We start from the raw sequence: 17,772 nt of genomic DNA, 5'->3' as shown, positions 1-17,772 counted from the left end.
TTAAACTGTTCTTATAAAAGGCAACAAGATAAAAAAGGTACAGGTACACTTCAAAAATGATTGCACATATTATAAAGTATTGAAACAAAAGAAAATTGGTGACAGTTAATAAAAGCATGTTGAAAAAAAAGTTTAAATTACTCTACATGCAAAGCGAATATAAATAAGATAACTTTTAAATTAGTGAACGCCATATCTGAACCTTTGTCGTTGCTTTTAAAAAACTGTCTTAACACTTACATATAGTGATAAAAGTGAAAGAAAAAATGATGGTCAATTTCAATGACAAATACAGAAGAAACTTAAAACTCTGGCTAGTATGTGCTATAGGATTTATCATTATTTTTTCAATCATCGTTATCGGTGGTTTTTATATGGTAAAACCTCACCTTGATAGTTTTGTGAAAAAAGAAATAAGCCGCAGATATATAAAGGCAGAAACATCAGAAGTCAGTATTTTAGGTAAAGTAAATTTAACACATGTGACTGTCCCGGTTCCTACTGGTATATCTCTTAAAATTGGTGCAATTTCCGCTCGTCCCCCTATTTCTTTTATTCCAGGCACTTTTACACTTTATAATGTTGATTTAAAGTATAACAATCTTCATGTACAAATTCCTAAGATTTCTCTGAATAGCGTAGCCTTAAAAGAAAAAGATGCCACGTTTACTTCTCACCTTTTACAATCACTTACGCGTATTGAGCTCTCATCAATTTCCGCACCTAATATACTGCTTTCCTTTAAAAATAAAAATGAACTAACTGAAAAGATTGAGATACAAAACTTTCATCTCTACAATTTTAAAAACAGCCATATTCATTCTGTTAGCTTTCAGAAAATGAATCTTGCAACAACAACTGTCAGTGGTACGAAGCTGAGGCACCTAATCGCTAAAAGTAACGCAATAACAGCGCATAATATTGACATCCGTTACGCTTATTCTGTTATTTTTGGAAAAAAAACTGCCCCAAACAGCATCAATGAAGGGAAAGTTGTTACGGGCCCCATTTCTTTAGATGATATGATAATTGATGTTTATGAAGGAGCAGAAAAAACTGCCTCTTTTTCTATTGGAAAGTTTAAGACATCTGGGCTAAGAATGAAACCGCTTGAACAAGCACCTGAAAAATTAATTAAAGCCTATCTCAATGCAAGAAAAAATAATCATCAGACCACCGAAAAAACAGCACGAGATGCTATACTCCTTGAAACTTTTCAAGCCATTACTTCAATTGATGCTCAACTTGATAAAGTTTCTATTGACGTCCCGCAGCTAAAAGCCACACTTGAATCATTTCAATTTAAACCAAACCAATGGGAGCAATCTATACCAAAAAAACTTTTTCTTTCTCTTAGCAACCTTTCAATCATACCTAAAGAAATCAAAGAACAAGACTTTAATTTTCTTAAAGAGATGAATTTTGAACGCTTTGATTTGTCAGGAAAACTTGACGTCTCTTACGATGAAAAAAAGCGCGCTCTCTTCCTCAACACAATGTCTCTTGATGTAGGAAATATTGGCTCTGGAGAAGTATCAGCTAAAATTATTGATATTGATAAAAGACTCTTCTCTGGTCAAAAAGATGAAATAATCGCTGCTTTTCAAGACTTTGGCATTACTGAAATTGGGGTACGTTACACAGATACTGGTTTCATTGATAAGCTTTTTTCTTATCTTGCAAAAAATCTGAACGATAATCAACATAACCTCAAAGAAGAACTTTACAATGATTTCTATTTAATCATGACGCAAAGCCCTAAAGTTTTGCTAAAAAACCATGAAAAAGCTGAAAATATCTCAAAATCTTTGGGTGACTTTGTTAAAAACCTACAAACTAGAAACTTTCATACATTGATAATTAAGATAGTAGCGAAAGATAATAAAGGAATTACAATGGCTGATTTTAAAAATATCTTGCAGAGTAATCTATCAACCACTCTGGATAAAGTGAATTTAATGGTCACAAATGAAGCATCATCTTAAAAAGTGCATTCAATTTTAAAAGTGACGATTTTATTCATAAATGAAAAGTTTTATTTATATTTTTATACATTACAATAAAATTCATACATACAGTTTACGTCAAAAGGTATATATTAGAAAAATTGTTGATACTTGGAGTTTTTTATGTCTGATTTACCTTCAAATCGTTTACCAAACCGCGCTTCTCGTGTCACAAATCAAGCGCTTTCTGCTATTGAGCGTTTTCTTCATATAGAAGCACTCAGTGGTGTTTTTCTTTTATTAGCGGCAGCAGCAGCACTTATTTTTGCTAATTCTCAATATTCTTCTGTTTATGAAGCTTTTTGGCATACTCCTTTTGGTTTGCATTTTGGCCATTTTACTCTCTCATGGGACTTACATTTCTGGGTCAATGATGTTCTCATGACAATTTTCTTCCTCGTAGCGGGAATGGAAATTCGACGTGAGATTCATGAAGGTGCCCTCGCAGATATTAAACAAGCAATTTTGCCAATTGTTGCTGCTGTAGGTGGCGTTTGCCTTCCTGCAATTATTTATTCTATCTTTAATTTAAATGGTGGATATGCTTATGGTTGGGCTGTACCAACTGCCACGGATATTGCCTTTGCTCTTGGCATTCTTGCTCTTCTTGGAAAAAAAATTCCTTCTAACCTCCATATCATTCTCCTGTCTTTAGCAATTATTGATGATATCATTGCTGTTCTTATCATTGCGTTCTTCTATTCAACTGATCTCAATCTTAATGGTTTAGCCCTTGCCGCATCAGGTATCGCTTTAGTGTTGTTTTTTCAATGGATTGGACTCGCATCTGCATGGCTTTATATTATACCCGGCGCAATAATCTGGTGGGGGTTAATGATAACAGGCGTTCATCCATCACTAGCTGGCGTCATTCTAGGTATGATGACACCTGTTTTACCTACTCGTACTCTTATAGCACCACTTACGATATTGAGTAACGCAATGAAAATCCTTCAAGAAAAAAATATAAAGACAGACTTACATCATATTTCAACTGCATTAAAAAAAATGCGTAAAGGACAACGCGATATGATCGCACCAGTATTACGTGTTCAAAAAACATTACATCCATGGGTTGCTTATGGCATAATGCCAATTTTTGCCTTTGCAAATGCTGGTGTCAGTTTTGCAAATTTTGATCTTTCTTCTAACAAGTCACTCTTGATTGGGCTCGGTATTATCATTGGTTTATTTGTAGGAAAACCTTTAGGTATTATCACTGCAAGTTATCTTGCTGTGAAATCAGGGCTATGTCGATTGCCTCCCAATACAACATGGTCAGGCATATTGTTAATTGGATTTCTAGCAGGAATTGGTTTTACGATGTCTATATTTGTTTCAATGCTGGCTTTTAAAGATATTGTTCTGCTTGATTCTGCTAAAATTGGTGTACTTTGTGGATCTGGTTTATCTGCTCTCACCGGTCTTGGGTATGGGATTCTCTACATCAAACGTCGTAAAAAAGTGCCACAAAGTTCTTAATAAACAAAATTCTAATGTATTCTGTTATACTATCTTTTAAAAATCAATTTAAATTGATCAGTATATTACGATTACGCTGTATTCATAAATAAAATAACTTAAAAAATATCTTTGCATGCTTCATTTTTTACTAATAGGCATGCAGAATAAATTTAGTGATATTTTGAATATTTTATTAATTTGACCAATAGCTTCATTAAAATACTGATTAAAAATAAACATGCAAACTATAATCTTCAAAATGAAAATATCCTCTCCCTGATAATGTATCAAGAAAACAAAAAATCTTTATATACGGCCCTAAGAAAGAGTATCTTTTAACAATCATTCTACATTCTCTTACCCTAAAACACTTGTTTTAGCTGATAAAAAGTAAAATGAGATCAACAAAATACATCTTCAATAAAAATAATCAATTATAGCCTTTACACCTAAACTTATAGATATAATTTTTCCCTTCAGATATAGCTTCTATAGAGCTTCTTATACTCTTGCAAACATAACACATATATGAATTCCCTGTGATTACTTTAAAAGCTCTTAAAGTAAGAATACTTATTCCTTATCAAGCCCATATACGGTATGTAATGTTCTCACAGCAAGTTCAGTGTAAGCACTATCAATCAAAACGGAAATCTTAATTTCTGAAGTAGTAATTGCCTGAATATTAATGCCTTTTTCAGCTAAAGCCCTAAATGCTGTAGCAGCAACACCTGCATGGCTGCGCATTCCAATACCGATAACAGATACTTTCGCAAGATCACTTTCAAATTGGAGAACATCAAATCCAATCTCTTTACGATTTTTCTCAAGGAGTGCAACAGCCTTATCTACATCTGAGGATGGAACAGTAAAGGTCATATCAGTCTTTGAACCATCTTCAGAAATATTTTGTACAATCATATCAACATTAATTCGTTCCTCGGCTAATGGACCAAAAATTGCCGCAGAAATTCCAGGACGATCCGCAAGTCGACGTAAAGAAATTTGTGCTTCATCCTTAGCAAAAGCAATACCAGTAACATTCCGTTGTTCCACAATTTCATCCTCATCGCAAATAAGTGTTCCAGAAGAATTCATTGAATCACCTATGCTTAAAACATCGGGATTCTCAAAACTTGAGCGCACAAAAGTACGAACCTTATGAACCATAGCCAATTCGACAGAACGAACCTGTAAAACTTTTGCACCAAGAGAAGCCATTTCAAGCATTTCTTCAAAAGATACTTTTGCCAAACGACGTGCTTTAGGTTCTGTACGAGGATCAGTTGTATAAACACCATCTACATCTGTATAAATATCACAGCGATCAGCTTTTATAGCTGCTGCTACTGCAACAGCGCTTGTATCTGATCCACCGCGTCCCAAAGTAGAAATTCTATTATCTGAAGCTAAACCCTGAAAACCTGCAATAACCGCTACCTGACCTTCCTGAAAACGCTGTATTAAAAAAGACCCATCAATATCTGTAATACGTGCATTGCTATGTGTGCTATCAGTATAAATAGGAATTTGCCAACCAAGCCACGAACGAGCATTCACCCCTATTGCTTGGAGGGTAAGAGCCAATAAACCTGCCGTTACTTGCTCACCAGAAGCAACAATAACATCATATTCATAAACGTCTTTATATGTTGGTGAAGCATCACGCGTCCACTGAACAAGTTCATTGGTTTTTCCTGCCATTGCAGATACTACAACTGCAACTTCATTGCCTGCATCTACCTCTCTTTTGACATGCCGCGCAACATTATGGATACATTCAATATTTGCTACAGACGTTCCGCCAAACTTCATAACAATACGTGCCATCAATAACACTCTCATCTTGATTATTTCGTATTGCAAGTGACAGCGAGAATAAGGCCTTACTTCCGTGTCAGCAAGCTACTTTTTGACATATCTAATATCTATCATATGTGCAAGTCTAATATATTTGTGTTAGATTTTCCTTGACTTTTGATAAAACTCTCTTGACTTAATTACTAAAAAAAGGAGAATAATATGAAAGATGAGGCATGTACCACAATTGATCAAAGTGAAATTGACCACTTTTCGCGTATTGCTTCTGAATGGTGGGATCCGCAAGGAAAATTTCAACCGCTCCACAAATTTAATCCAACACGCCTCTCTTATATTAAAGAAAAAATCTGTCTAGCATTTAATCGTGATTCTATTTCACTTACACCATTCGAAAATTTGCGAATTCTTGATATCGGTTGTGGGGGTGGTTTATTATGCGAACCCATGGCACGTCTTGGCGCTACGGTAGTAGGAGCCGATGCTGCACGCACGAATATTGAAGTAGCAAAACTCCATGCTATCCAAAATGATCTTTCAATTGATTACCGTACCACTACTGCAGAAGAGCTTGCCAATGAAGAAGAAAAATTTGATATAATCCTCAATATGGAGGTTGTTGAACATGTTTCTAATGTTAACCTCCTGATTGAATCTACAGCAAAAATGCTCAAACCACAAGGGCTGATGTTTGTCTCAACAATTAACCGTACATGGAAAGCATGGGGATTAGCTATTGTAGGCGCTGAATACATACTACGTTGGCTTCCAAAAGGAACTCACGATTATAAAAAATTCTTAAAACCCTACGAACTTAAAAAACTCTTATCAGAAAACGACCTCGCTGTCACTGATGAAATAGGTATTACCTATAATCCATTAACGGACAGCTGGAATCGTTCAAAACATATGGATGTTAATTACATACTTCTCGCTAAACGACCTTAATAATAAGATCATACCTCATAACTTCTCTATGGTTTTCAGCAAGGGATCCAATTTGCCTTCAACTTCTAAAGAATAAAGATCATCACACCCTCCAACGTGATAATTGCCAATAAAGATTTGTGGAAACGTATTACGTCCATTTGCTCGTTGTACCATTTCTTGGCGAAGAGAAGTTGAGGCATCAATATCTGTATATTGTACACCTTTTTTATCAAACAAATCGCGTGCTTTCTCGCAATAAGGACAATGAGGGCGTGTATAAATTATTACTTTTTCCATATATTATTCTCCTCTTATATCTTCTGCATATAATCAATTTTCAGCATATCTCAAGAGTTAGGAGAAATAGGCCCCTCTTCTAAAGCACGTGAAAATGTTAAAACATCAACCTTCCGTACACCTGCATGTTTTAGTGCTGTAGTAGCTGCGGCGACTGTGGCTCCTGTTGTAAAAACATCATCAATTAATAAAATAGAGCAGCCCACTAGATGTTTTTGAAATTTACGGGGGACCTTAAAAGCATTTAGGACATTAAACTTTCTTTCCCTAGCAGACAAATTGACCTGTGGGCGTGTATGTTGACAACGTACAAGCCAACTCGGCTTGAAAGTTTTTTTCTTTTTTACTGCAATGTAACGAGCAAGCTCAGCAGATTGATTATAACGCCGTCTTATAAAACGATAAAAATGCAACGGAACAGGAATAATGACATCACAATCTTCAATAATCTCACGCCCTGCATTCATCATCCAATTTGCCATAAAAGATGCTAACTCTACATAATCACCATATTTCAACTGTGCTACCAAAGCTTGAGCTATACCTTTATGAACAACGACTGAACGAACACGTGAAAAAGGTAATGAATTTTGAATAGCTTCACCACTAAGAAAGCCATCCCCCATATCGCAAGCAAAAGGAATGCCCATAATGGGGCAGTAAGGTTTGGTGATAAATTGTAGATCTTTCCAACATTCAGAACAAACAGTCCCATAAGCAGAAACCATTTTCTGACATCCAATACAAATCGGTGGATACAAAATTTCTATCAATATCTTAATTAACTTCTTCAATTATCCTTCCCATTTAAAATTATGTTTTAGGCATAGCATCACAGATACAAACCTTTATAAATTTATACATAAAAGAGTTTAGTATTAGAAAATTTAATTGTGCTTGTCTTTTATAAACTCGTTTTTTTTCTCATCATAGACTTGACAGAACATAAACAAACATGAATTTTCTTCACCATACTATATCACACGATGAAAAGTACTCAACAACGTGCCACATTCTTTAATTTTTGATTATGATCTTATTGAAAAATACCGCAAGCGAGCTTTCCAAAAAGCAAATAAAGGGTATGATTTCTTACTGTCCCACATGGCAGAAGACCTCTATAAACGTTTAAAGACTGTCAATCGTCTATTCACATTGGGACTGGATCTACACAGCCACACAGACCTTGCTACACAAGCTTTAATCAAATCTGGCAAGGTCTGTCGTATAGAACGAGTAGAAACTGATACACTTTATCAAAATCATAATAAAAAATTCCACCTACGTCATAGAGAATTTCTTGACTTTCCTCAACATTATTGTGATCTCATCGTTTCTCTTCTTTCACTACAATTAACAAATGATACCCCTGGTGTTCTTAGTCAAATAAAAAACATTCTAAAACCAGATGGCTTATTTCTTGCTGTTATGGCAGGAACTGGCACACTAATTGAATTACGTGAATGCTTGCTACAAGCTGAAATGGAACTCTATGATGGAGCTAGTCCTAGAGTTTATCCCTTTGCCGATATTCGTGATGCAGGTGCTCTTTTACAACGCGTTGGTTTTTCTCTACCTGTTGTAGATATTGAGAATATCACTATACGCTATGATACAATGTTTGACCTCATGCACGACCTTAAATCTATGGGGATGCAAAACGCTCTTATCAATCGCTCCCGACGTCCTGTATCTAAACGCTTTTTCCTTCGAGCTGCTGAAATTTATGCAAAACAATTTAGTGACCCTGATGGACGTATTCGTGCACACTTTTCTTTTATCTGGCTCTCTGGTTGGGCTCCTCACAAAAGCCAACAAAAACCTATGCAACCAGGCTCAGCTCAAATATCTCTTGCAGATTTTTTAGGAAAACAATCCCCCAAACCATAGCTTCTATATAAAAGTTATTTATCAAAAATTTTCTTATCTGTTGTACGCAACATCTGACTTGTTATCGTTCCTGCTAACATTGAGCCACTAACATTTAAAGCTGTACGACCCATATCAATTAATGGCTCAATAGAAATGAGCACAGAAACTAAAGAAACGGGAAGCCCCATAATTGGTAGAACAATTAATGCAGAAAAAATAGCACCACCTCCAACACCAGCAACACCAATAGAGCTCAATGTTACAACACCAACAAGCGTAATAATCCAAGTAAAATCGAGAGGATTAATTCCTACTGACGGTGCTATCATAGTAGCCAGCATTGCTGGATAAAGCCCTGCACAACCATTTTGCCCAATTGTTGCTCCAAAAGAGGCTGCAAAACTTGCAATAGATTGTGGAACACCAATCCACTGTGTTTGTGCATCAATATTTAAAGGAATACTTGCAGCACTTGAACGGCTGCTAAAAGCAAATGTTAAAACAGGCAACACTTTTTTGAAAAAACGAAACGGATTAATTCCCGATATGCTAAGTAATATACCATGAATAACAAACATAAATATAATGCCAACGTAAGAAGCAATAACAAAAAGCAATAACTTTAAAATATCTGCAATATTTGAAGTTGCTCCTAACTTTGTCATAAGTGCAAAAATACCATAAGGTGTTAAAGAAATCACAATACGAACCAACCTCATAATCCAAGCCTGTGCAACTTGCGCAAATGAGAGTGCTTTCTCCCCTTTTTCTGGATCATCTTTCTTTAAGAGGGTAACTGCAGCACCTAAAAATGCTGAAAAAATGACAACACTAATAACAGATGTCCTCTTTATCCCACCTAATTCAGCAAATGGATTCTTAGGAATAAAAGATAAGATCATCTTTGGTGCATTTATATTCTCTAATTGAGAAAAATGCGGCAAAAAAAGAGTAGAAACATTTTCTCCTCCATGTACCAAACCATTCGCTGTTAATCCAAAAAAGTTGGCTACAAAAACACCAATTAATGCTGCGATGGCAGTTGTAACAAGCAACATAGCAATTGTCACCACACTAATTTTACCAACATCATAAATAGAATGTAAATGAGCGACAGCTAAAACAATAGAAATAAAAACCAATGGCATAACAATCATTTGTAATAATGAGATATAACCATCTCCAACAATATTAAACCATTCAACAGACTTTAGTAGAATAACGTCACCCTCACCATAAATTAATTGCAAGATACTCCCAAAAACCAAGCCAAGAACAAGACTTAACATAACACGTAGCGAAAGACTCCATTTCATTTTCTGACTCTGTACAAGCCATATCAACAATATAACAAACAGAAATAAATTGATAAAAAACTTAAATGTCATTGGTTCTCCCACTGCCTTGCACTTAACGTATATGGCTTGCAAATAATATGTAATATCTAGAAGAAATATAAGGCGTACCGCACTTTTAACAAAATTATTTTAAAAGCCTTAATTTAAACACTACTAGCAGTTTTTAAAAATGAAATTATTTTTCGAAGATTCACAAGATTTACTCTACGCTTAAACACATACGGTAAAATATGAAATACAAAGAGATTTTATTGAAATTAAAATGAAGGGATAAGCAAAAATCTGCATAAATAATGCAAAATTTACTGTGTAAAAATTACTTTTCCTGTAAACTTTTTCTACTAAAAAAGAAAACACTTCCACCTAAAAGCATTACTCCTATCCTACAAACACACTATAAAAAAAGATTTTTCAATACCCTAATCAATAACTTGTCGGCATCAGGCATATGGTAATTATCCAAATCGCCAACGAAAACCCATTTTAAATTTTGTCCTTCTCGCCCTCGTACCACACCACTATAATGGTAACAAAGATATAACGGCATTAAAAGATGAAATGTTTCATAGCTATGACTTGCAAAAGTTAAAGGCAACAAATTATTCTGCAGAACTTGAATACCAATCTCTTCTTCTAACTCACGGATCAACGATGCTTCTGGAGTTTCACCTTGCTCAACCTTTCCACCAGGAAACTCCCATAAACCAGCCATTGGCTTTCCTTGAGGACGCTCTGCAAGCAAAACACAATTATCTTTATTCAATAGCGCACACGCAACAACAAGAAGGAGTGAATTTTTTATATGCATATTACCCTTTAACATGGAAGTAACAATGATAATCTTTTTATCAGATTGTCCTTTCCAAGATGTAAAATACAACTCTTTGCCTATTTTTTTACTCTACAGACACCTGATATTTAATTTATAATGAATCTAATTAACTCCTATAATCTGCATTTATCATAACGTACTCCTTTGTCAAATCACAAGACCAAATTGTCGCTTTCCCTTTGCCCAAACCGATATCAACACAAATTGAAATATGCTTACCTCGCATATAAGCACTAATTGCCTCCTCACTATAACCAAGATCACGCTCACCATTGACAGCGACTCGATGTTTACCAAACCAAATAGCCAATAAATCACGATCGACTTCAACACCTGCTTTACCAACAGCCATAACCACCCGTCCCCAATTAGCATCTCCACCAGCAATAGCTGTTTTTACAAGAGGTGAATTTGCAATTGATTGAGCAATAATTTTGGCAGCATTATCTGTCGTGGCACCAATAACATTAACCTCAATTAAATGCTGTGCTCCCTCACCATCACAAACAATTTTTAACGCAAGTTCGTGCAAAAGCTCACTCAATTTCTGCAAAAATACCTTATAACGCAGATCAAACTTACTGGTAAGACAGGAGAAATTTCCCCTCACTTTTCCCGTAGCAAACATCATTAGTGTGTCTGATGTTGAGGTATCACTATCAACAGTAATCGCATTAAAAGAGTTCTGAACTGCTTCCAAGAGCATGGATTGAAGCATATCTGAAGAAATCGCCGCATCAGTTACCACAAAAGACAACATGGTTGCCATATCTGGTGAAATCATGCCAGCGCCTTTAGCAATTCCATTAATGGTAACAATCTCTCCTCCACAATTAAAACTGCGTGTTGCAAGCTTTGGAAATGTATCGGTGGTCATAATAGCTTTAGCAGCCTCCAACCAATTGCCTTCTTTTGCTGTTTTCTCCATATGCTGTAAAAGATTTACAATACAAGATGCATCCATCGGCTCCCCTATAACACCTGTCGACGCTATGAAAATCTCTTGTTCTTTAACCTTCAAAGTATCTGCTGCAGAGCGGATTATTGCATCTGCCGCTTGCTTCCCTTTACGTCCCGTAAAAGCATTTGCATTTCCGGAATTAACAACAACACCCCGAGCAACTCCATAGGAAAGCGATGCACGACAACAATCAACAGAAACAGAAGGACATTTTGAACGCGTAAAAACACCTGCAACACTTGCTGGTTCATCAAAGATAATAAAAAGGAGATCTGTACGACCTGTATATTTAATCCCAGCCTCAGCTGTTGCTATCCGTACACCAGATAATGACGGAAGCTCCTGTATATCAGGAGGGAATAAAGGCAACATTTTAAAAGCCACAGCATATTTCCCATAAAAATAAAGAAGCCCCGCATATTGTATTATATCTCAAAATAATAGCCAGGCTCTTTGAGTAAAATAAATGTACAAATCGCCTAGCTTATTAAAGTACTATTCTGCGTCTTCCTCTTCGTTAGATGTATCACCTAACAACGATATACCATTTTTATTAAGTGATTTCATAAGCTCTGCAACATGCGCATCAGGATATTTTACATCCATTTTGCTACGCAAATCAGTAATAAGTTTTTGGTAGCGCTCTTTTATAAGCTGCGTACGCAACATCTCTTTTACATCATCAAAGACAGGAGGCTGTTTTAAACGACGATCTTCCACCTTTATAATATGCCAACCGAAAGGGGTTTCAACAGGATGCTTAGTATATTCTCCAACTTTTAAACTAAATGCAGCATCTTCAAAAGGTTTAACCATTTGTCCATGACTAAAATAATCAAGATCACCCCCAACAGATGCAGAACCATCTATTGAACTTTTTTTCGCAATCTCTTCAAAGTTCTTTCCCTTATTTAATTGCTTAATAATATTTTCTGCTTCTTTTTTTGTTCCAACTACAATATGGCGAGCCTTAATTTCATCTTCTTTAGGTAAAGCCGCAACTTCTTTATCGTACAAGGCTATCAAATCAGTATCTAAAATCTTATCAACAACCATTTGTTTGAAATAAAGCTGCTGAAGAACATTATCGCGCATAATTGCCATACGCTTACTATAAGCTTCAGTCTTATCTATACCTTTGCTAATTGCTTCTTTAGTCAATACTTGCATATCTATATAGGCTTTCAAAACCGTTATACGACGTTGTTCCTCAGGAATACTTGCTAAATTTGGATTTATTTCAAGCGCCAACTCATCTAACTGTCCCGCCGTGATGTTTTTCCCATCAATAACCGCCATAACATGAGAAGGAGAAACTGTTTTTGCAGAATCTTTCTCCAAAGCCTTTAAATCATTCGATGCAGACTTTACTTTCTCTTGAGCCATTACTCCTAAATTTGTGCTCACCAATAAAGTAGATGCCAAAAGCAGCGTGATAAAGTTGAATTTCATAAATATACTCCTTAAAGATGAGTGCACGTCCAATGTTAATTTTCTATCATAGCATTTAAAATCTCTAAACATAGATAAATGAATAATTTCGTTAAAAAAATATAAATTTTTTTTATTTAGTTTATCATACTCAAATTCATGAAAACAAAAAAATGCCATATTATACTCCAAATTACTCTACAATGTGCTAACTAAAGAGCATTACTGAAGTTGACACAACGCACTTATCCCCTTATTTCTACTTCAAATAATTGAAGTTAAAGATTGCGCATATAATAATATTATCTGTATTTAGTTGTAGTAAGTCCCTTGGAAGATGCAAAATATAGGGGTAATATATGCAGTACCCAACTATAATGACAACAAATAAAAGAAAGGGCCAGGAATGGTCGGTTTAGGCGTTTTTGTACGTAAATTTTTTGGCTCAACTCATGAGCGCCGCCTCAAAGCTTTTCGCCAAAAAATCATAAAAATTAATACATTAGAAGAGCAGTTTCAAAAATTAAGTGATGCGCAACTCTGCCAGAAAACTGATGAGTTCCGTAAACGATTAGCAGAAAGTGAAACTGTCGATTCACTTCTACCAGAGGCTTTTGCAACTGTTCGCGAAGCAGCAAAACGTGTTTATAATATGCGCATTTTTGATGTACAGCTCATTGGTGGAATGGTTCTTCATGACCGAGGCATTGCTGAAATGCGTACCGGTGAAGGCAAAACATTAATGGCAACGCTACCAGTTTACCTCAATGCATTGGAAGGGAAAGGTGTTCATGTCGTTACAGTTAATGACTATCTTGCCAGCCGTGATGCTGAGACTATGGGAAAACTTTATAGCTTTTTAGGACTCACAACAGGCGTAATTCTCCATGATCTTGATAATGATGCCCGTCGATCAGCTTACGCATGTGACATTACTTATGCAACAAATAATGAGCTCGGTTTTGATTATCTTCGTGACAATATGGCTTTTGATCAGAGTCAAATGGTTCAGCGCGGACATCATTATGCGATCGTTGATGAGGTTGATTCGATTCTCATCGATGAAGCGCGTACTCCCCTTATCATTTCTGGACCTCTAGAAGATCGCACCGATTTCTATAATCTCATTGACACATTTATCCCTACGTTAATTCCAGAAGATTATGAAATAGATGAGAAACAAAAAACAACGACGTTCACTGAAATCGGTACTGAAAAAATTGAAAAAATGCTCAAACAAGCTGATTATCTTAAAGGTGAAAGTCTCTATGATATAGAAAATGTTTCTATCGTCCACCATGTCAATAATGCTTTAAAAGCCCATAAATTATTTATTCGCGATAAAGATTATATTGTTCGCAATGGTGAAATTGTCATAATTGATGAGTTCACGGGTCGTATGATGCCAGGTCGACGTTACTCTGAAGGGCTTCATCAAGCATTAGAAGCCAAGGAGCATGTTGCTATTCAACCAGAAAATCAGACATTATCTTCTATCACTTTTCAAAACTATTTCCGTATGTACGAAAAGTTATCTGGAATGACCGGTACTGCCGCAACAGAGGCTGAAGAATTTAGCAGTATTTATGATCTTGATGTTGTTGAAGTCCCTACAAATTTACCAATACAGCGCCATGATGAAGATGATGAGATATATCGAACAACAGAAGAAAAATACCGGGCTATTGTGCGTGATATTCGTCAAGCACATGAAAAAGGGCAGCCTATCCTTGTTGGAACAACCTCTATTGAAAAATCAGAACTATTGGCAGAACGTTTACGAAAAGAGGGTATTACTGATTTTAGAGTGTTAAATGCTCGTTATCATGAGCAAGAAGCATATATTATTGCACAAGCAGGAGTTCCTGGCGCTTTAACCATTGCAACAAACATGGCCGGTCGTGGCACTGATATACAGCTTGGTGGTAATGTTGAAATGCGTATTCGGCAAGAATTGCATAATGTTCCCGAGGGGATAGAGCGTAACACTAAAATTGAAGAGATTAAAAAAGATGTTCAAAAACTCAAAGAAAAAGCATTAGCTGTTGGTGGCCTTTATGTCATTGCAACTGAACGTCACGAAAGTCGCCGTATCGATAACCAGCTTCGTGGACGTTCTGGTCGCCAAGGCGATCCGGGACGGTCTAAATTTTTTCTTTCTCTTCAAGATGACCTTATGCGTATCTTTGGCTCAAACCGCATGGATAGCATGCTACAAAAGCTCGGATTGAAAGAAAATGAAGCCATTATCCATCCATGGATTAACAAAGCTCTCGAAAAAGCTCAAAAAAAAGTCGAAGCACGAAACTTTGAAATTCGTAAAAACCTATTAAAATACGATGATGTAATGAATGATCAACGTAAAGTTATTTTTGAGCAGCGTATGGAGATCATGAAGGCAGATGATTTAACTGACATGATCTTTGAAATGCGTGATGAAGTAGTTGAAGATTTAGTAGAAACCTATATTCCATCTGGAACATATGTTGAAAAATGGGATGTAAAAAACCTACAAGAAGAACTTCATCAGCTCTTTAACCTCGAACTTTCAGTAGAGGAATGGGCAAAAGAAGACGGGATATCTAAAGAAATCATCTTAGAGCGCATATCAGATGCTATTGTAAAATTTGAAAATGAACGTTCTGAACGCTACCCTCAAGAAATTATGGCTTATTTCCATAAAGCTATATTACTTGAAACTATTGATACATTATGGCGTGAGTATCTAGTAAACTTAGATCACTTGCGTTCTGTTGTTGGCTTTCGTGGTTATGCACAACGGGATCCTCTTAATGAATATAAGACAGAATCATTTGAACTCTTTCAAAATATGCTTAAAAACTTACGCAAAAATGTTTCTTCTAAGGTAATGTGTTTTGAAATCGCTCAACAGCCTATAGAATCGCTCACATCTTTGCAGGTGAAGACAGATCAAGCTCCCATTAGTAAAGATCAGGAAAATAACCCCACTTTGTTAACTCAGCCAAAAGACAATAGGATAATTGACCCTAAAGACCGAAACCCTAATGATTTAACAACATGGGGAAAGGTTGGACGCAATGAGCGTTGTCCTTGCGGTTCAGAAAAAAAATACAAACACTGCCATGGGGCCTTTATCTGAAAAGTAGACATTAAAATGAATAAAAAGCAGAATTATGAGAAAAAATTACGCACTGCAGGTTTAAGAGTCACACGCCAAAGACGCATTATTCTTGATATTCTGTCAAAGACCAATGACCATCCAAATGCGTTTGAGATTTTTCAGCGCATCCACAAAATAGATCCGAGTATTTCATTATCAACTGTTTACCGAACTATGAAAACATTAGAGGGAAGTGGAACAATTCATCGCCATACTTTTAGTGGTGGACCATCCCGTTTTGAGCAAGCAGATGGAAAACATCATGATCATCTCATTGATGTAGAAACGGGTAAGGTCATTGAATTTCAATCTGAGGTTATTGAAAAATTGCAAACAGAAATTGCTAAATCACTTGGCTATGATGTCATACATCATCGTCTTGAACTTTACGGAAAAAAACGCCATCCTTAGATATACTGTTTTAATATAATCAAAAAGTTCTGCATACAAACTGAATGTTACAATAAATTTACTGTAAAAATCTACAGTTTTCGTTGGCAATAAAATCTTTCTGCTTTATTACCCTTTATTATATGATACTAAAAAGTCATCAATCAACGATTATAACAAACTAGGCCAATATCATCATGGTTTCTTTACCACAAGATCGTATGAGACAGCTTGAAAAGCGCTTTGAAGTAATCGAGAGTCAAATGGCTAAAGGCCCAAATGCTGAGACTTACGTAAAATTAGCTTCTGAATATGCAGAGTTACAGCCAATTGTCACATCTATACGAGCATTAAATGCCCTTGATATAGAAATCACAGAACTAGAAGCTATAATCAGTGATAAATTAACGGATGTAGAGATGCGTAACCTTGTTCAAGAAGAATTACCACCGTTATTTCAAAAAATGGAACAGCTTCAAAAAGAGCTTCAAATTCTTCTTTTACCAAAAGATATTGCTGATGAAAAAAACGCCATTATTGAAATTCGAGCAGGGACAGGAGGATCAGAAGCAGCACTTTTTGCTGGCGATCTTTTTCGTATGTATGAGCGTTATGCCAGTACTCATAACTGGAAGGTTGAAGTTGTTTCTCTTAACGAGGGTGATGTTGGTGGATATAAAGAAATTATTGCTACCGTTTCAGGAAAAGGTGTATTTTCTAAATTAAAGTTTGAATCAGGCGTTCACCGTGTGCAACGTATCCCTGAAACAGAAACAGGTGGACGCATTCATACGTCTGCAGCTACCGTTGCGGTACTCCCAGAAGCCGAAGAAATTGATATTGAAATCCGCCCAGAAGATATCCGCATCGATACGATGCGTGCCTCTGGAGCGGGAGGACAGCATGTTAATACAACTGATTCAGCTGTTCGTATTACACATATTCCAACAGGGATTATGGTTGTGCAGGCAGAAAAGTCGCAACATCAAAATCGAGCACGTGCACTCCAAATTTTACGTGCACGCTTATTTGATATTGAGCGGCAAAAAGCAGAAAATGAACGTTCAACATCCCGTAAGAACCAAGTTGGCTCTGGTGATCGGTCAGAGCGTATTCGCACCTATAACTTTCCACAAGGACGTATCACTGATCATCGAATTAATCTTACATTATATAAGCTTGATCGTATTCTAGAAGGAGACCTTCATGAACTTGTTAATGCACTTATCTCCGACTACCAGACTACCCTTCTTACAGAGAGGGATAAATAA

At 36.2% G+C, this 17,772-nt stretch carries 13 protein-coding genes and 1 pseudogene; 7 read left to right on the top strand and 7 right to left on the bottom strand.

The annotated features are described in order from the left end of the window. Positions 1 to 269 precede the first annotated feature (269 nt). Both V5N68_RS03895 and nhaA read left to right on the top strand, forming a co-directional pair. A complete protein-coding gene (locus tag V5N68_RS03895) occupies positions 270 to 1,985 on the top strand; it encodes an aq_1923 C-terminal domain (protein WP_332065939.1) in 1,716 nt (571 codons plus the stop codon). 144 nt (positions 1,986 to 2,129) lie between these two features. After that, on the top strand, positions 2,130 to 3,488 hold the full coding sequence (gene nhaA / locus V5N68_RS03890; RefSeq protein ID WP_332065875.1) for a Na+/H+ antiporter NhaA: 1,359 nt from the start codon (positions 2,130 to 2,132) through the stop codon (positions 3,486 to 3,488). 555 nt (positions 3,489 to 4,043) lie between these two features. On the opposite strand, the gene V5N68_RS03885 is transcribed toward nhaA, so the two are convergent. Beyond that, positions 4,044 to 5,300, bottom strand: a complete 1,257-nt coding sequence (locus V5N68_RS03885) for an aspartate kinase (protein ID WP_332065874.1) — start codon at positions 5,298 to 5,300, stop codon at positions 4,044 to 4,046. Positions 5,301 to 5,492: 192 nt separating this feature from the next. Between V5N68_RS03885 and ubiG the strand changes: the two genes are divergently transcribed. Then, a complete protein-coding gene (ubiG, locus tag V5N68_RS03880; protein WP_332065873.1) occupies positions 5,493 to 6,236 on the top strand; it encodes a bifunctional 2-polyprenyl-6-hydroxyphenol methylase/3-demethylubiquinol 3-O-methyltransferase UbiG in 744 nt (247 codons plus the stop codon). A gap of 15 nt (positions 6,237 to 6,251) precedes the next feature. Here the strand turns inward: ubiG and grxC are convergent, their stop codons facing one another. Both grxC and V5N68_RS03870 read right to left on the bottom strand, forming a co-directional pair. After that, positions 6,252 to 6,515: a glutaredoxin 3 gene (grxC, locus tag V5N68_RS03875; RefSeq protein WP_332065872.1), complete on the bottom strand. Its 264-nt coding sequence runs from the start codon at positions 6,513 to 6,515 to the stop codon at positions 6,252 to 6,254. Positions 6,516 to 6,565: 50 nt separating this feature from the next. After that, positions 6,566 to 7,309, bottom strand: coding sequence for a ComF family protein (locus V5N68_RS03870; protein ID WP_332065871.1), 744 nt, complete (start codon positions 7,307 to 7,309; stop codon positions 6,566 to 6,568). A gap of 211 nt (positions 7,310 to 7,520) precedes the next feature. Between V5N68_RS03870 and V5N68_RS03865 the strand changes: the two genes are divergently transcribed. After that, positions 7,521 to 8,405 (top strand): methyltransferase domain-containing protein, encoded by an 885-nt coding sequence (locus tag V5N68_RS03865; protein WP_332065870.1) that lies wholly within the window; start codon positions 7,521 to 7,523, stop codon positions 8,403 to 8,405. 14 nt (positions 8,406 to 8,419) lie between these two features. On the opposite strand, the gene V5N68_RS03860 is transcribed toward V5N68_RS03865, so the two are convergent. The 4 genes from V5N68_RS03860 to V5N68_RS03845 form a co-directional block, all read right to left on the bottom strand. After that, positions 8,420 to 9,775 carry an L-cystine transporter gene (locus V5N68_RS03860; protein ID WP_332065869.1) on the bottom strand — a complete coding sequence of 452 codons (1,356 nt, stop codon included), beginning with the start codon at positions 9,773 to 9,775 and terminating at the stop codon, positions 8,420 to 8,422. 364 nt (positions 9,776 to 10,139) lie between these two features. Further along, positions 10,140 to 10,553 (bottom strand): 8-oxo-dGTP diphosphatase MutT, encoded by a 414-nt coding sequence (gene mutT / locus V5N68_RS03855; protein WP_332065938.1) that lies wholly within the window; start codon positions 10,551 to 10,553, stop codon positions 10,140 to 10,142. 130 nt (positions 10,554 to 10,683) lie between these two features. Beyond that, entirely contained in the window at positions 10,684 to 11,922 is a 1,239-nt protein-coding gene (argJ, locus tag V5N68_RS03850) for a bifunctional glutamate N-acetyltransferase/amino-acid acetyltransferase ArgJ (RefSeq protein ID WP_332065868.1), read from the bottom strand. A gap of 111 nt (positions 11,923 to 12,033) precedes the next feature. Beyond that, a complete protein-coding gene (locus tag V5N68_RS03845) occupies positions 12,034 to 12,990 on the bottom strand; it encodes a peptidylprolyl isomerase (protein ID WP_332065867.1) in 957 nt (318 codons plus the stop codon). A gap of 385 nt (positions 12,991 to 13,375) precedes the next feature. On the opposite strand from V5N68_RS03845, the gene secA reads away from it, so the two are divergent. The 3 genes and pseudogenes from secA to prfA all read left to right on the top strand — a co-directional run bounded on the left by secA (position 13,376) and on the right by prfA (position 17,772). Next, positions 13,376 to 16,090, top strand: coding sequence for a preprotein translocase subunit SecA (gene secA / locus V5N68_RS03840; protein WP_332065866.1), 2,715 nt, complete (start codon positions 13,376 to 13,378; stop codon positions 16,088 to 16,090). Continuing rightward, a pseudogene (locus V5N68_RS03835) lies at positions 16,029 to 16,522 on the top strand (Fur family transcriptional regulator). The gene secA and the pseudogene V5N68_RS03835 overlap by 62 nt, the downstream one beginning before the upstream one ends. Positions 16,523 to 16,698: 176 nt before the next feature. Beyond that, complete coding sequence (gene prfA / locus V5N68_RS03830; protein WP_332065865.1) at positions 16,699 to 17,772, top strand: peptide chain release factor 1; 1,074 nt, start codon at positions 16,699 to 16,701, stop codon at positions 17,770 to 17,772.

Source organism: Bartonella eidoli (assembly GCF_036576145.1).
Taxonomy (GTDB): domain Bacteria; phylum Pseudomonadota; class Alphaproteobacteria; order Rhizobiales; family Rhizobiaceae; genus Bartonella.
The sequence above is the reverse complement of the archived record's forward strand: the minus strand, read 5'-3'. Positions and strand labels throughout refer to the sequence as shown.

What these genes read in the sequence shown, in the direction of transcription:
- V5N68_RS03895 (WP_332065939.1), top strand. Translation starts at nt 270, where the DNA reads ATGGTCAATTTCAATGACAAATACAGAAGAAACTTAAAACTCTGGCTA.
- nhaA (WP_332065875.1), top strand. Translation starts at nt 2,130, where the DNA reads ATGTCTGATTTACCTTCAAATCGTTTACCAAACCGCGCTTCTCGTGTC.
- V5N68_RS03885 (WP_332065874.1), bottom strand. Translation starts at nt 5,300, where the DNA reads ATGGCACGTATTGTTATGAAGTTTGGCGGAACGTCTGTAGCAAATATT.
- ubiG (WP_332065873.1), top strand. Translation starts at nt 5,493, where the DNA reads ATGAAAGATGAGGCATGTACCACAATTGATCAAAGTGAAATTGACCAC.
- grxC (WP_332065872.1), bottom strand. Translation starts at nt 6,515, where the DNA reads ATGGAAAAAGTAATAATTTATACACGCCCTCATTGTCCTTATTGCGAG.
- V5N68_RS03860 (WP_332065869.1), bottom strand. Translation starts at nt 9,775, where the DNA reads ATGACATTTAAGTTTTTTATCAATTTATTTCTGTTTGTTATATTGTTG.
- mutT (WP_332065938.1), bottom strand. Translation starts at nt 10,553, where the DNA reads ATGCATATAAAAAATTCACTCCTTCTTGTTGTTGCGTGTGCGCTATTG.
- V5N68_RS03845 (WP_332065867.1), bottom strand. Translation starts at nt 12,990, where the DNA reads ATGAAATTCAACTTTATCACGCTGCTTTTGGCATCTACTTTATTGGTG.
- secA (WP_332065866.1), top strand. Translation starts at nt 13,376, where the DNA reads ATGGTCGGTTTAGGCGTTTTTGTACGTAAATTTTTTGGCTCAACTCAT.
- prfA (WP_332065865.1), top strand. Translation starts at nt 16,699, where the DNA reads ATGGTTTCTTTACCACAAGATCGTATGAGACAGCTTGAAAAGCGCTTT.